The following is a 13,065-nucleotide window of genomic DNA, read 5'->3' as shown; positions in this document are numbered from 1 at the left end:
GGGGCGTCAAGCAAAGCTGCGGTGAGGCGTGTGAGGCGCCTTCTCGATCGGATCAGTCGATACCAGGATTGCGAAACGCTTCCGGCACCGCGAAGCGTCGCGTGCGATCGACCGTCGCGATGGGTGGGGGCGAAGCCAGGGCCCGCCCCCATTGGATGCGGTCAGCCCGCTGCTTGCGCGCTCTCGGGCTTGTTTTCCCGCATCAGCTTCACGAAGCGCTCGAACAGGTAATGGCTGTCGCGGGGACCGGGCGAGGCCTCCGGATGGTGCTGCACCGAGAAGGCCGGACGGTCGGTCAGCGAGAGGCCGCAATTCGATCCGTCGAACAGCGAGACGTGGGTCTCGACCGCCGTTTCCGGCAGGCTCTTCGGATCCACCGCGAAGCCGTGGTTCATCGACACGATCTCGACCTTGCCGGTGGTGTGGTCCTTCACCGGATGGTTCGCGCCGTGATGGCCCTGCCCCATCTTCACGGTGCGGCCGCCGAGCGCGAGCCCCATCAGCTGGTGGCCGAGGCAGATGCCGAAGGTCGGCACCCGCTCGTCGAGAAGCTGGCGGATCACCGGCACGGCATATTCACCGGTCGCGGCCGGATCGCCGGGACCGTTGGAGAGGAACACGCCGTCCGGCTTCATCGCCATGATCTCTTCGGCGCTGGTCGTGGCTGGAACCACCGTCACGTCGCAGCCGGCCTCGGCGAGAAGCCGCAGGATGTTGCGCTTCACGCCGTAGTCGATCGCCACGACCCTGAGGCCCTGCCCCGCCGCGCGGGAGCCGTAGCCGCCCTTCACCGCCCAGACGGTCTGGGTCCAGGCGGTGGCCTCGCGGGAGGTCACCGGCGGCACGAGGTCGAGTCCCTCCATCGGGGCGAGCGCGGCGGCCCGCGCCTTCAGGGCCTCGCGGTCGAACTGGCCTTGCGGGTCGTTGGCGATGACGGCGTTCGGCATGCCGTGGTCGCGGATCAGCGCGGTCAGCGCCCTCGTGTCGACCCCGGTGATGCCGACGATGCCGCGGGCCTTGAGCCAACCGTCGAGATGGGAGGAGGATCGCCAGTTCGAGGGCTTCGTGACCGCCGAGGCGATCACCGCACCGCGCACGCCGGAGGCCGGTGCCTGATCGAGGCTCTCAAGATCCTCGTCGTTGGTGCCGACATTGCCGATATGCGGGAAGGTGAAGGTGACGATCTGCCCGGCATAGGACGGATCGGTCAGGATCTCCTGATAGCCCGTCATGGCGGTGTTGAAGCAGACCTCGCCATCGGCGACGCCCGTCTGACCGATGCCGAAGCCTTCCAGCACGGTGCCGTCGGCGAGCACGAGCAGCGCCGTGGCCAGCGGCTCGGCCCAGGGCTCAGGAATCTTCGGCTCGGGGGTGTTGCGCGCGGGATCGGCGCGCAGGGTCGCGGGTTCGTCTTGCAGCATGGGTCCGATCCGGCTTATGTCCGCCGCCTCGCGCGGCCCATCGTCAGGGCCGCGGGGATGTGCGGGATCTCGGCCGGGCTCATAGCGAGCCGGCGGCTTCGGGGTCAACTTGGTCGCGCCCCTACGCTCGCGCAACGTCTTAGACAAGTAAGCCCGGCGGAAAACAGGCCGGACCCGCACTCATTCACGCCTGGAGTGGAATATCATGCTGCGCGAGCGCATCACCGCCGAGATGAAGGACGCCATGAAGGCCGGCGAGAAGCAGAAGCTCTCGACGGTGCGCATGATTCAGGCCGCGCTCAAGGACAAGGACATCGAGGCCCGTGGCCTCGGCAAGAGCCAGACCAGCGACGAGGACATCCTCGCCCTGCTCCAGAAGATGATCAAGCAGCGCCAGGAGGCGGCGGGCGTCTACGAGCAGGGCGGACGGCCCGAACTCGCCGAGACCGAGCGGGCGGAAGCCCAGATCATTCAGACCTTCCTGCCGCAGCAGCTCGATGAGGCCGAAACCAAGGCCGCGATCGCGGACGCCATCGCCGAGACCGGCGCGGCGAGCCCCAAGGATATGGGCAAGGTGATCGCCGCCCTGAAAGCCAAGTATACCGGCCGCATGGATTTCGGCCGGGCGAGCGGGCTGGTGAAGGACGCCCTCGCCGGCAAGTAGGCCGGCCCGTTAGGCCGGCCCGGCGTCGATCCGCATCCGGAAGATGGCGTAGGACGGGTCCTGCCGATCGGTGCCGCCGTTGTGCTCCGGCCGGCGATTCGCCTGCGCGGCGGAGAGGTAGAGCCAGCCGTCCGGGGTGATCCAGAACGTGTCGGGCCAGACCAGGCGCGGATCGCGGGCCAGAACCTCGATCCGCCCCTCCGTGTCGCGCCGGCCGATGGCGTTGAATTCCTGAAGGCTCAGGTAGATCCGGTCGCGGGAATCGGCGGCGAGCCCGCCGGTCAGACCCTTCTCGCCGAGATCGCGCACGGTCGCGGCGACCGCCGCCTCGTCCTTGGCGGAATCCAGCAGGGAGGCGGTGTCCACCGCGTAGAGGCGGCGGCTCATCAACGGCGTGTAGTAGAGGCGCGCCCCGTCGGGGCTCAGTGCGATGCCGTTGGCGCCGCCCTGGATGGGGCTGGTGGAGCCATCGGCCTTGCGTTTGAGAAGAACGCGGCCTTCGACGATCTTCACCGTACCCTCGACCGACTGCGTGCTGGCATGACCGGCGAGTCGGCGCTGGGCCCGGCCGCTGGCCAGGTCGACGGCGATCAGCGCCCCCTGTCCGTCCTGCCCCTGATCCGTGACATAGGCCACGTCGCGGCCCGGCCGGGCATCGACCCGCAAGTCGTTCAGCGACGATGTCTTGGTCACGACACCCTGCAGCGGGATCGTCCGCACGATCGCGTTCGTCGCGAGATCGATGCAGACGAGCTTGGCCGCACCCTGGACCGGCTCGCCGGAGGACGCCATCAGGCCGGCATCGAGAAGCCACAACCGGCCGCGGGCATCGACGACGCCGTTGGGCACATGGAACAGGCGTTCCTCCGCCCGGTCCGGATCCGGGCGATTGGTCGCCTCATTCGGATAGGGAACGACGCGGCCATCGGGCAAGACCTCGCCCGCGGTGAAGACCGTCCGCTCGTCGAAGCGCGGCATGAACAGGAACATGCGCCCATCGGGCGCGAGCGTCAGCCCCGTCGGCGTCGTCGGCGCGCGGGCGGCGACGGCAAGTTCGAGGGGACCGGCTCCTGGCTCGGCCAGGGTTGGACGCAAGCCGGCAAGATTCGCGGCGAAGAGCCCCGCCGCGCCGCCGAGGAGATGGCGCCGTTGCATGTCTGTCATCCCGTCATCTTTCAGCGGCTGTTTGATTGATTGATCCCATCACTCCCCTCATCCTGAGGTGCCGCGTCAGCGGCCTCGGAGGGGGGGGCCACACAACCTCGCGATCCCTGGATCCCTCCTTCGAGGCTCCGCTCCGCTACGCACCACAGGATGAGGGGGTTTGGTGGGAAACCCACCTCGATGACTGTCTCGATCACGACGCCGACCGGAGGCCCTCACCCGCGAAGCCCCGCGCCGCGCACCCGCGTCTCGACCGTCAGCACCTTCGGACCGGCGCAGATGTACAACCGGCGCCCATCCGGGCCACCGAAGGCGATGTTGGCGCAGGGGCCGTCCGTGGGAATCCGGCCAACGGGCGCGCCATCGGCGTTCCAGATCCGCACCCCGTCGCCGGTCCCGGCATAGACCCGACCGTCGGAATCGACTTTCAGGCCGTCCGGAATGCCGTTCTCCACGCGGGCGAAGACGCGCTCATTCGACAATCGGCCGTCCGAGACGTCGAGGGCGTGGATGGTCCGCTGCGCCGAGCCGTCCGGCCCCTTGCCGGCCTCGGCGACATAGAGGATGCGTTCGTCGGGCGAGAAGGCGAGGCCGTTGGGCTCGTGGAAATTGGTCGCGACGGCGGTGAGCGTGCCATCCGGCGCGAGGCGGTAGACGAAGCTCCCGGCCTGCTCGGAGGCACGGGGCTCGCCCTCCGAGGGAACCGAGATGCCGAAGGTCGGGTCGGTGAACCACACGGCCCCGTCGGTTGCCACGACCACGTCGTTCGGCGAATTGAGCCGACCCGTGCCGTGGCGCTCGGCCAGCACCGTGAATGCGCCGTCGGCCTCCGCCCGCACCACCCGCCCGGTGCGGTGCTGACAGGTGATGAGGCGGCCCTGAGCGTCGAGGGTGTTGCCGTTGGCGTTCTCGGACGGATCGCGAAACGGCTCTGGACGTCCGCCATCGGGAATGCGGATCATCCGGTTGCGGCGCACGTCGCTGAAGACGAGGCTGGTCAGAGCCGGAATCCAGACCGGTCCCTCGCACCATTGTCCTTCGGCATAGAGGGTCTCGACCCGCGCGTCCGGATCGATCACGACGGAGAGCGCGTTCCCGGCCCGGGCAGCGAGCGGGGCCAGCAGCGCGAGGCCGAGAAGGGGCCGTCGAGTGAGGCCGCGAGCGGGGGAGGCACGGTGATTCATCGGCCGGCCAACGCACCGACGTGGCGAAGGCTCCGTTAAGATGCCTACGTTAGCGTGAGTCCCCACGCCGGAGGGCATCCGCGGTCGGCCATCGAAAAAGAGATCCGTGCGCTATCCGCCCCACATCCTCGAAGAGATTCGCACGCGGCTGCCCGCCTCCGACGTCGTCGGGCGACGGGTGCGGCTGAAGAAGGCCGGCCGCGAATGGCGCGGTCTCTCGCCGTTCAACGCGGAGAAGTCGCCGAGCTTCTACGTGAACGACCAAAAGCAGTTCTACCATTGCTTCTCGTCCGGCAAGCACGGCGACATCTTCACCTTCCTGATGGAGACGGAGGGCGTCACCTTCCCCGAGGCGGTCGAGCGATTGGCGAGCGAAGCGGGCGTCACCTTGCCGAAGATGACCGTCGAGAGCGAACGGGCCGAGGCCCGCCGCACCGGCGCCCTGGAAATCATGGAACTCGCCGCCCTCTATTTCGAGGAGCAGCTGCGCGGCCCGAACGGCGGTGAGGCCCGGGCCTATCTCGACCGGCGCGGTCTCGGCGAGGCGACGCGCAAACAATTCCGGCTGGGCTATGCCGGCGGCGCCCGCTACGGCCTGCGCGACCATCTCGCCGCCAAGGGCATCGAGCGCGACGTGATGCTGGAACTGGGACTGCTCGCGACGGCCGAGGGCGTCGCCGTTCCCTACGACAAGTTCCGCGACCGGGTGATGTTTCCGATCCGCGACGTGCGCGGCCGGGTCGTCGCCTTCGGCGGCCGGGCGATGCAGGCCGAGGCCAAGGCGAAGTACATGAATTCGCCGGAGACGCCGCTCTTCCACAAGGGGCGGATGCTCTACAACCTCGACCTGGCCCGCAAGGCCGCCCATGACCGCTCGCGCATCGTCGCGGTGGAGGGCTATGTCGATGTGATCGCCATGACGCTGGCGGGCTTTCCCGAGACGGTGGCGCCGCTCGGCACCGCGCTCACCGAGGATCAGCTCGCCCTGCTCTGGCGGCACGCCGACGAGCCGATCCTCTGCTTCGACGGCGACGGGGCCGGGCAGCGCGCCGCCTTCCGGGCGCTGGATGTCGCCCTGCCGATGCTGGAGCCCGGCAAGTCGCTGCGTGTCGCCATGCTGCCGCAGGGTCAGGACCCGGACGATCTCGCCCGCTCGGGCGGCGCTTCGGCGATCGACACGGTGCTCGCAAGCGCGCAACCCCTCGTTGATGTGCTGTGGGCGCGCGAGACCGAGGCCGGCCCCCTCGACACCCCGGAGCGGCGCGCCGGCCTCGCCAAGACGCTGCGCGAGGCGGTGGCCGGCATCCGTGACGAGACGGTGCGCCGCTTCTACCGCGACGAGATCGCGGAACGGCTGCGCGGGCTCTCGGGCGGACGGCCCGAGCGCTCCGAGGGCGGATACGCCACCGCGTCACGCCCGCCCCGTGCCGCTCCATTCCAGCGACGTCCGCGCCCCGGTGATCCACCGCCCTCGCCGCGCATCGTCACCGGCTTCAATCCGCTGCTCAAGGTGACGGCCCCGGCACCGGTGCAAGGCGGGCGGGCGGCCAAGCGCGAGGCCATGATCGTCGCGAGCCTCCTGGCCCACCCGGAGCTTCTCGGGATCGAGGAGGAGGCGCTGGCCGCGCTCGAACTCGTCAATCCGGATGCGCAGGTCCTGCGCAACCTGCTGCTCGACCGGGCGGCGGAGGTCGAGGCGCTGGAGCCGGAACTGCTCGAGGCGCGCCTTCGCCGCTCCGGACTGGAGGAGGCGCATGCCCGGCTCGCCGCCTTGGTCAATCCCGGAGACCGCTGGATGCTCGATCCGCATGCCGATCCGCAGCGCTTGGAACATACCCTGCATCAAGCCGTGATCTTGCACCGGCAGTCGGGAGCGCTACATAGCGAACTTCACCAAGCCGAACGCGCCCTTGCCGAGGATGGGTCCGAGGCCAACTTCGCGTGGCTATGCGACGTGCAGCAGCAACTCGCGGTGATCGCCGCGGCCGAAGCGGAAGCGGAGGTTGCTCGGGAGGAATGATTTCGCGTCAGCGTGGCCCAACTGCGACGGCAGTGAATTGGCCGTTATGGTTAACGGTCGGTCAAGGGGCGCCGAGGTAGAGCGAGAACAACGAGAATCGGCGCGGGCACTCGACAAGCGCGCCATTCCCCTACATTGCGACGGGTCTTCGCGGGAAGCGCGCGGGCTGCGGCCCGGCCGCCGCCACGAGAACAATAGGCTGAGCATGGCAACGAAGGCAACCGAGCGGGACGATGCGGACGCCGCTCAGGAGCAACCGACGGACGGCCCGCTCCTCGACCTGACGGATGCCGCGGTCAAGCGGATGGTGAAGCTCGCCAAGAAGCGCGGCTACGTCACCTACGAGGAGATCAACGAGGTCCTTCCGGACGGTCAGGTCGACGGCGACCAGATCGAGGACGTCCTCGCGCAGCTCGACGACATGGGCATCCGGGTCGTCGAGGCCGAGGAATCCGAAGAGACCGCGACCGAGGCGAAGGCCAACGGCGAGGCCAGCGAGGACGAAGAGGCGTCCGAGGGGGGCGAGGTCGCCGAGACCACGACCGCCCGGGCGGTCGCCGTCGCCACGCCCACCACCAAGGAGCCGACCGACCGCACGGACGATCCCGTGCGCATGTACCTGCGCGAGATGGGCTCGGTGGAGCTCCTGTCCCGCGAGGGCGAAATCGCCATCGCCAAGCGCATTGAGGCCGGCCGCGAGGCGATGATCGCGGGCCTGTGCGAGAGCCCGCTCACCTTCCAGGCGATCATCATTTGGCGCGACGAGCTCGTCGACGGCAAGGTGCTCCTGCGCGACATCATCGATCTCGAAGCGACCTATGCTGGCCCGGATGCCCGCGGCGCGCCGCAGGAAGCCGAGGAGAGCGAGGAATCCGAGGATGGCGACGGTCCCGTCCCGCCGGAAGGCGGCGACGACGAGGACGACATGGAGAACAACGTGTCGCTTGCGGCCATGGAGGCCGAGATCAAGCCGCGCGTCCTCGAGACCTTCGACAACATCGCCTCGAACTACCGTAAGCTGCGCAAGCTGCAGAACGAGGAGACCGAGCTCAAGACCTCCGGCGGCTCGCCGACGGCCGCTCAGGGCAAGAAGCAGGCGGAACTGAAGGACATCGTCGTCACCGACGTGAAGTCGCTGTCGCTCAACGCCAACCGCATCGAGGCCCTGGTCGAGCAGCTCTACGACATCAACAAGCGCCTCATCAGCCATGAGGGCCGCCTGATGCGCGCCGCCGAGAGCCACGGCGTCGCCCGCGACGAGTTCCTCCGCCACTATCAGGGCTGGGAGCTCGACCCGAACTGGATGCAGCGCGTCGGCACGCTCGGCGGCAAGGGCTGGAAGAACTTCGTCGAGAAGGGCGGCCGGCAGGTCGCGGATCTGCGCGAGCAGATTCTCACGCTCGCCTCCGAGACGGGCCTCCAGATCGGCGAGTACCGCAAGATCGTCGCGATGGTCCAGAAGGGCGAGCGCGAGGCGCGCCAGGCCAAGAAGGAGATGATCGAGGCCAACCTTCGCCTCGTGATCTCCATCGCCAAGAAGTACACCAACCGCGGCCTTCAGTTCCTGGACCTGATCCAGGAGGGCAATATCGGCCTGATGAAGGCGGTCGATAAGTTCGAGTATCGCCGCGGCTACAAGTTCTCGACCTACGCCACGTGGTGGATCCGGCAGGCGATCACCCGCTCGATCGCCGACCAAGCGCGCACCATCCGTATCCCGGTGCACATGATCGAGACGATCAACAAGATCGTCCGGACATCGCGCCAGATGCTGCACGAGATCGGCCGCGAGCCGACGCCCGAGGAGCTGGCCGAGAAGCTGGCCATGCCTCTGGAAAAGGTGCGGAAGGTCCTGAAGATCGCCAAAGAGCCGATCTCCCTCGAAACGCCCATCGGCGACGAGGAGGATTCGCATCTCGGCGACTTCATCGAGGACAAGAACGTCGTTCTGCCGATCGATGCGGCGATCCAGTCGAACCTGCGCGAGACCACGACCCGCGTTCTGGCCTCGCTGACCCCGCGCGAGGAGCGCGTTCTGCGGATGCGCTTCGGCATCGGCATGAACACCGACCACACCCTCGAAGAGGTCGGCCAGCAATTCTCAGTGACCCGCGAGCGTATCCGTCAGATCGAGGCGAAGGCGTTGCGCAAGCTCAAGCACCCGAGCCGGTCGCGCAAGCTGCGCAGCTTCCTCGACAACTGAGCCGGAGAGGCGGAGACGATCCGCCCCGAGCTTGACGACATCACGTAAACGGCCGCTTTCTGGCGGCCGTTTTTGTTTGCAAACCTTGCCACCCCTTGGATTCACGGGACGCGACGAACCGATAGAATCATGCCCCGAGCCGTGTTCGGCCCCTCACTAGAAGCGTGACGCCGATCGGGCCGCGCCGCGCTTCGCAATGCGTTCCGCCCAAAGGTTCCCGTCCCGTCACAAAAAACCCAGACTTCCCGGGCATCCCGGAACCACCGCGGCCGGGGACGCCAGAATCACCGGCCGGCTCGATTTGGGGGTTTGCCGGATGACGTTCGACGACGCGCGCGACGACTTCTCGCGGCTGCATCGGCAGTTCACGCTGCATCTCGGCGTGGCGGTGGGGCTGTCCTGGCTGACGGCGCTGTACGCAGCGGCCAATGCGCCCTGGGTACGCAACATCCGGGCGCTGATCGACCCTGCCGGCCCGCTCCGGGTCGAGAGCACGCTCTCCTACCTGTTCATCCTGCCGGCCGTGCTGACCTTCGCCTGGGCCTCCGCCTATTTCGGCCGCGAGACCATGCGCCGCTTCCAGACCCTGCCGAACCAGACGCTCGAATTCGCCGCCGCGGCGGCCGTCGCCTTCGGCGTGTTCTACCTGTCGATCGACCGGGCCGTCGCGGTTCTGCTGGCCGGCTTCTGACAAGCGGTCGCCACGGGCCGGAGGACGAGTCCCGGCGTTCGCGAACAATCGCTGCGGTCACGAAACCTCGCCGGCCGGCCCGGATTCGGTCACGGGACGGTCGGCTCGATAGGCTCGCTCAGGTGCCGCACGCGCTCGGTGCCGAGCAAGTGGACGAGACGCCGCTCGGCCTCGGCATCGGCAGCGACAATCAGGCCGCCGCAGACGCTGCCGCGACCGGTGAAGGCGTAGCGCAGCACCGGAGCGGCCTTCCACCCGCCGGAGCCCGTGGCGACGAAGCCCTGCATCCGCCCCGGCCGATCGCTGCGCCCGATCACCACGTCCATCCCGCCCCCCTGCCCCGTCACCGTCCAGGCGCGAAGATCGAGGCGTCCGCCCGCCTGCCGGGCGAGGGCGCGGTGCGGACCGGACAGGGCGACGAGGGTATCGGGGGGCAGGTGCAACAATCCCTCGAACGAGATCGACCGTCCCGCTGCGCCGCGCCGCACGAAGCGATCGAGCACGGCCAGTCCGGCCAGATCATCGAGGACCAGAAAGAGACGGGCATGGGCATATTCGGGCCCGTGCAGGTTGCTGGCGAAGGCCAGCAGCTGTGCCCCGTCGAGGTCCACACGCGTTGTGAACCAAGCACGCCCGGCGACAGGTTCGCGCCCATCGGGGCGCGCGACGTTGTGGGCTCGTGACGAGAGCAGATAGTGGCGCATGGCGCCCGTCTCCGTCCCCTCCCCGCCGCCATCCACGATCCAGCGCAGACCGCCCGTCGCGAAGGTGAAGGAGGTGCCGTCGCGGTGGCCCAGAGCCGATTGTCCGCTGTGCAGACAGGCGAACTGCGCCCAACCCCGCTCCGGTGCGTCGTAGCGCAACGTCGAGATCCCTGAGGCCTCCGGCTCGGGAACAACCTCGCCACAGGCGACGACGAGCGCGCCGACATCGGGGCGACGGGTCAGCCGCGTCACCCAGCCGCCCAGGTCGTGGGGACTCGCGCCGTCGCCGAAGGACGGCAACCGCCCGCCAGGATCGACCAGCCGGGCGAGGCCGGGAAGGGCCGCCGTGACGCGGGCAGCGATCATCGGACCGGGCGAATCGTCCCCGAGGGCCTCCGCGACCGTGCGTCCGTGACCCAACAGATCGAGGCGAGTCTGGAGCGCGGGATCGGCAAACGCACCGTCGCGGCCGAGCATCGCCTCGAATCCCTGTTCGAGGCTGCGCCGGGCCAGGGTCTCCCAGAACGAGGCGAAGGGGAAGGACGGGAGCGCCCGGGCAAGAACCAGAAGGGCGGCCGACGCCTGGATGCCGGTGAGGCTGCGGGCCAGGGTGTTCTGACCGACGATCTCAGCCAGGGCGAAGCCGTGCCGTGCCACCTCGGCCGTGATCACAGCGCGCTCCGCGCCCTCCCCATCGAGCAGATTCGCCAGAACCTCCGCGCGCGGCGCGAGGGCCGCCGGATGCAGGCTGAGGGGATCGCTCGGCTGCCCCCAGGGATTGGCCGCCGACCACGAGGCGGCGAGCGCGCCAGCGCGTTCCCTCCCCTGCGGCAGGGCGGCGAGGGGCAGAAGCCATGAGAGGGATTGATAGGCCAGCCGCCAAGCCACCGAGCGGAACGGGTCCTCCCGCCAGTTCTGGCCCTCGGACAGTGTCCAAACCGGCAGGCCGGCCAGCTCGAGCGCCACGCCCCCCGTCGGATCGATCCGGGCACCGCGATCCGTCCCGGCCCTCAGGGCACGGGCACCGGCCAGGGGCGCGATCACGCCTCCGCTTGCGACCGGAGGCACCCAGTCGGCGATCGCCGCTCCCGGCAGACCGAGGCGCTCGGCGAGGCGGGCGAGGAAGGCCGGCGCGTCGAGAATATCGTCGGAGCACAGGCTCTCCAGGCGAAAATCGTCTTCCAGCGCGATTTCGGGCTCGGCGAGCAATTCGGCACCGTTCGGGCGTGGCGCGTCTTCCCAGGGACCGAAATCAAGATCGACGAACGCGGCGCCGCTGGGCGGGCGGAGCGCCAGAGTGAAGCGCCGCGCCTGCGGCACGGCCGACAGGTTCACGACCGCTCCCAGTCCCGGAACCGAGACCGTGCCGGGATAGGGCGGTGCGATCTGCGCGCCCGCATGGTCGCGGTAGACGAGCTTGACCCGCGCGGCGTGCTCATCCGGCTCCGGTGCGTAGATCTGGCCACGCAGCACGAGGCCGACCGCGTCGGGTAGGGCGAAACGTAAGGTGACCGGGCTCTCGTCGAGGATCCACCGCCGCGGCGGCGGGCCGGGATCGGGCCGGCCGACGAGGATGGCCGGGTCGGACAGGATGACGGGTGCCGTGTTGCGCCAGGACCGTACCGTCAGAGCGAGAGCGCGGGCCTGTTCCGGCATCCGGAAGCCGATGCGCACCGGACGGTCCGTGAGATCGGGCCCCGGAATCCAGGCGACGTGAGGATCAAGCAGGCTGCGCACCAGCCCCGGCACGTGGTCGAGATCGAGGCTCGATCCATCCCCCGCCAGGAAGTCGAAGCCGATCGCGACAGCGTCGGCCACGAGGCTCGCCGCCTCGTCCTCGTCGGAGGCGAGATCGAAGCGAAGGCAGCACCAAGCTCCGGGCCGAAGATCCTCGAAGTCGAGTACGGCGCGGGCGAAGCGGTGGTTCGGCGTGATGAGGTGCAGGCCGGGATGCCCGCCCTGCCCCGCCCCACCGGCATAGCGGACAGCGACCGGCACGCGGACCGGCACCGCCCCTTGCCCGTCATCGCCCTGCGGCTCCCGTTCCTCGTCGCGCCTGTCCATGGCTGCAGGCGCACCGGGCGGCCCTCACCTGTCAAGCCGAGAGCCAGCCTCGTGCAAGATTACCGACCTAAACCCCACAGGAGACGGGGAAGGTTTCGCTTTCCCTCCACCAATCGAAGGGGCCGTTTGAGGATGGGGGCGTTGCCATGACGACGGGCGTCTACCTGTTCGACCTTGCCTCGCAGCACGCGCGCTACCTCGCCGTGCGGCAGGCCACCATCGCGGGCAATGTCGCCAACGCGAACACCTCGGGCTTCAAGGCGCGGGATGTGGTGCCGTTCTCCCAGGTGCTGGCCCGAACCGGCCTCGACCTGTCCGCCACGTCGCGCACCCATCTCGCGCAGCAGAGCGACCGGATCCCGTTCCGGACCCAGCCCGCCGGCGACTGGGACGTGCTCGCCACGTCGAGCAGCGTGAGCCTGGAGCAGGAAATGCTCAAGGGCGGCGAGGTCGCCCGGCAGAGCAACCTCGACAATGCGGTGGTCAAGTCATTCCACCGCATGCTGATGACCGCCGTACGGAGCGGGTGATGATCGATCCTCTGCTCTCCGCGTCCCGGCTGGCCGTTGCCGGGCTCCAGGCCCAGTCGATGCGCATGCGCGTCGTCTCGGAGAACCTCGCCAACGCGCAATCGACCGGCGAGACGCCGGGCGCCGATCCCTATGCCCGCAAGACCGTGACGTTCCGGGCCGAGCTCGACCGGGCTGCCGGCTTCGCCTCGGTGCGTCTCTCGCAGATCGGCACCGACAAGACGCCGTTCCGCACGGAGCACGACCCGGCGAATCCCGCCGCTGACGAGGACGGCAACGTCAAGCTGCCCAACGTCAACATGCTCGTCGAGATGGCGGACATGCGGGAGGCCAACCGCTCCTACGAGGCGAACCTCCAAGTCATCAAGCAGGCCCGCGCGATGGTCGCGGGCGTCATCGATCTCCTCAAATCCTGAGAGC

General features: G+C 68.9%; 10 protein-coding genes. 6 read left to right on the top strand and 4 right to left on the bottom strand.

Annotated features, from left to right (window positions below):
* Positions 1 to 161 precede the first annotated feature (161 nt).
* Positions 162 to 1,421, bottom strand: coding sequence for a glutamine-hydrolyzing carbamoyl-phosphate synthase small subunit (carA, locus tag MFF26_RS14595; RefSeq protein WP_137829340.1), 1,260 nt, complete (start codon positions 1,419 to 1,421; stop codon positions 162 to 164).
* Between the two features lie 205 nt (positions 1,422 to 1,626).
* Between carA and MFF26_RS14590 the strand changes: the two genes are divergently transcribed.
* Entirely contained in the window at positions 1,627 to 2,085 is a 459-nt protein-coding gene (locus MFF26_RS14590; protein ID WP_137829341.1) for a GatB/YqeY domain-containing protein, read from the top strand.
* Positions 2,086 to 2,094: 9 nt separating this feature from the next.
* Here MFF26_RS14590 and MFF26_RS14585 read toward each other — a convergent pair whose 3' ends face one another.
* Both MFF26_RS14585 and MFF26_RS14580 read right to left on the bottom strand, forming a co-directional pair.
* Positions 2,095 to 3,249, bottom strand: coding sequence for an L-dopachrome tautomerase-related protein (locus tag MFF26_RS14585; RefSeq protein ID WP_137829342.1), 1,155 nt, complete (start codon positions 3,247 to 3,249; stop codon positions 2,095 to 2,097).
* 215 nt (positions 3,250 to 3,464) lie between these two features.
* Complete coding sequence (locus MFF26_RS14580) at positions 3,465 to 4,433, bottom strand: SMP-30/gluconolactonase/LRE family protein (RefSeq protein WP_137829343.1); 969 nt, start codon at positions 4,431 to 4,433, stop codon at positions 3,465 to 3,467.
* Positions 4,434 to 4,539: 106 nt separating this feature from the next.
* On the opposite strand from MFF26_RS14580, the gene dnaG reads away from it, so the two are divergent.
* The 3 genes from dnaG (at position 4,540) to MFF26_RS14565 (ending at position 9,347) form a co-directional block, all read left to right on the top strand.
* Positions 4,540 to 6,453, top strand: a complete 1,914-nt coding sequence (dnaG, locus tag MFF26_RS14575; RefSeq protein WP_137829344.1) for a DNA primase — start codon at positions 4,540 to 4,542, stop codon at positions 6,451 to 6,453.
* Positions 6,454 to 6,658: 205 nt separating this feature from the next.
* Complete coding sequence (gene rpoD, locus MFF26_RS14570; RefSeq protein ID WP_137829345.1) at positions 6,659 to 8,656, top strand: RNA polymerase sigma factor RpoD; 1,998 nt, start codon at positions 6,659 to 6,661, stop codon at positions 8,654 to 8,656.
* 316 nt (positions 8,657 to 8,972) lie between these two features.
* Entirely contained in the window at positions 8,973 to 9,347 is a 375-nt protein-coding gene (locus MFF26_RS14565) for a hypothetical protein (RefSeq protein ID WP_137829346.1), read from the top strand.
* Positions 9,348 to 9,436: 89 nt separating this feature from the next.
* On the opposite strand, the gene MFF26_RS14560 is transcribed toward MFF26_RS14565, so the two are convergent.
* Entirely contained in the window at positions 9,437 to 12,115 is a 2,679-nt protein-coding gene (locus MFF26_RS14560) for a heparinase II/III domain-containing protein (protein WP_238308136.1), read from the bottom strand.
* Positions 12,116 to 12,261: 146 nt separating this feature from the next.
* Between MFF26_RS14560 and flgB the strand changes: the two genes are divergently transcribed.
* Both flgB and flgC read left to right on the top strand, forming a co-directional pair.
* Complete coding sequence (flgB, locus tag MFF26_RS14555; RefSeq protein WP_137831281.1) at positions 12,262 to 12,645, top strand: flagellar basal body rod protein FlgB; 384 nt, start codon at positions 12,262 to 12,264, stop codon at positions 12,643 to 12,645.
* Positions 12,645 to 13,061, top strand: coding sequence for a flagellar basal body rod protein FlgC (gene flgC / locus MFF26_RS14550; protein WP_137831282.1), 417 nt, complete (start codon positions 12,645 to 12,647; stop codon positions 13,059 to 13,061). The genes flgB and flgC overlap by 1 nt, the downstream gene beginning before the upstream one ends.
* The last annotated feature ends 4 nt before the right edge of the window (positions 13,062 to 13,065 follow it).

Origin of the sequence: Methylorubrum suomiense, from assembly GCF_022179765.1 — a bacterium.
In the GTDB taxonomy this organism is placed as follows: domain Bacteria; phylum Pseudomonadota; class Alphaproteobacteria; order Rhizobiales; family Beijerinckiaceae; genus Methylobacterium; species Methylobacterium suomiense.
Note: the sequence above shows the minus strand (reverse complement) of the source record. Positions and strands in the feature narration are given on the sequence as shown.